The 1,748-nt window shown below is 63.6% G+C and carries 1 protein-coding gene and 1 pseudogene; one reads left to right on the forward strand and one right to left on the reverse strand.

Annotated features, from left to right (window positions below; all coding sequences use genetic code 11):
* Positions 1–443, reverse strand: a 443-nt coding sequence (locus tag ASG62_RS19435) for a transposase (protein WP_244488608.1), incomplete at its 3' end; no start/stop codon positions are given.
* A gap of 287 nt (positions 444–730) precedes the next feature.
* Between ASG62_RS19435 and ASG62_RS27050 the strand changes: the two are divergent.
* Positions 731–1,006: pseudogene (locus ASG62_RS27050) on the forward strand (IS21 family transposase); the annotation flags it as partial.
* Positions 1,007–1,748 lie beyond the last annotated feature (742 nt).

Below are 1,748 nucleotides of genomic sequence, written 5' to 3' on the forward strand. Positions count from 1 at the left end.
GGGGACGATTGCAGCCCCGAGACCGGATACGTTGGCGCAGACTGAACAGCCGTCAAAAAGTCGCTTGCAGGCGGGGCGAGCCATACGTTTTTTGGGCGAGCGACGTCGAGCGCCTCCTTGAGGATCTCGTTCTCCATCGTTTTGCGGCCAAGCAGACGCTCGAGGTCGCGAACCCGCTTCTCCAGATCGCGGACCCTCGACGTGCCAACGACGTCCTCGTCAGCCTGGACGGCGGCATGGCCGCCCTCCAGCATTCGGCGCTTCCAAGCGAAGAGCTGAGACGGCGAGACGCCGGCCTGGCGCGCCACGAAGGACACGCTCATCCCGGGCTGCATCGCCTCCTCAACGAGGCGGACCTTCTCGGCGGTCGACCATCGCCGTCGGCGCTGCACGGAAGTAATCACTTCAACCCGCGAAAACGGGCCGTCTGGAGCTTTCGACATAGTCGTACTCATAGGCGGATGCCTATGCCTTATCAGCTATGCCGCCTGTCCGATCAAAACGGGGTGCGCTGCGGCGCGACAATCAGGATGGGAAAGCGCGACAATCAGGATGAGAAGCAGCCGCCGGTGTCGTGATGGAGGGAGGGCGTAGCCCGACCGAAGGCACGGCACCGGCGGTGGGGGATTTCCAAGCCCCATCTGGCGATCGCGGTCGGCTTGGCCTGCGGTGATTCCGTCTCGATCGAGAGGACCATCGCTTGCCCGGCCGCCACATCACCGATCATCAGATGAGGCTCTTCATGAAGTTCCGTCAGACAGACTCCGTGACCATCGCGGCCGCCAAGGCTTCGTTCAGCACCAGCGCGGGCTATCGGCTGGAGAAGGCGCCGGACTTGCCGTCGACGCGGACGCCTCGCGGACGGCGCAGGGCCGATCCCCTCGCTGATTTCTTCGAGACCGAGATCGTCCCGCTTCTAAAAGAGGCGCCGGGTCTCCGCCCCGTGGCGATCTTCGAGGAGATGCATAACCGAGATCCCACCCCCGACGCTCGCGAGCGTCGAAGCTGACCTGCCCCGCCCCCGTCCATGCGAACCGTCATCCGGCCGCCCTCGATGCGCTCGACCTCTCCGAACTCGCCGCCGCGAAGATCGAGCCGGGTGGCCCAGTCGCGAACCGACTTCGTGATCTGAACCCGGTCGCTCACCGATACGGTCGTGTCCCGGCTGCGCTCGCCCTTCACCTCGTGAGACCTATGGCGTCCGTCCGGGATGTGAGCGTCATGATACCCTTCCCCACCGAACGACGAGGCAACGACCTGGAACAGCGAATAAGCGAAGGCAATCATGGGGTGCGAACCGATGACGAAGCTGACGAGGATCGCGCTGGAGGGCCGCTGAGCGGCGTCAGACCGCTGGCACGATCCTTGCCCTATCTTACTCGAAAGCCCTCCACGGGTCGCGAAGCGGCCTGTGACCGCAAATCCGAGCGCAGCGGAGGAAGAGATGATTTGGGTTTGGTTTTTGGATGACAGAAGTGTCACCCCCTTCTCTCTCGGATCGAAGACCGCCTCGAACGGCCGAAACTCCGCCATCGGCGTCTCGGCCAGCCATCGGGCGAGCCCCCTCGCCTCCTCATAGAACGGCGCGACGAGGGCTGTGAGCTTCACGGTGAGGCCGAGATGCATGCCGCGGCCTGTCAAACGGCATTCAAAACTGGGTCTGACTCACAACTGATGCAGTTTGGCGGCGGAAATGGCGATTTACGTTGGAGATCGCTGCCATGTCGTGCCGCCTTTCGCTCTCAACC

Source organism: Aureimonas sp. Leaf427 (genome assembly GCF_001425485.1).
Taxonomy (GTDB): domain Bacteria; phylum Pseudomonadota; class Alphaproteobacteria; order Rhizobiales; family Rhizobiaceae; genus Plantimonas.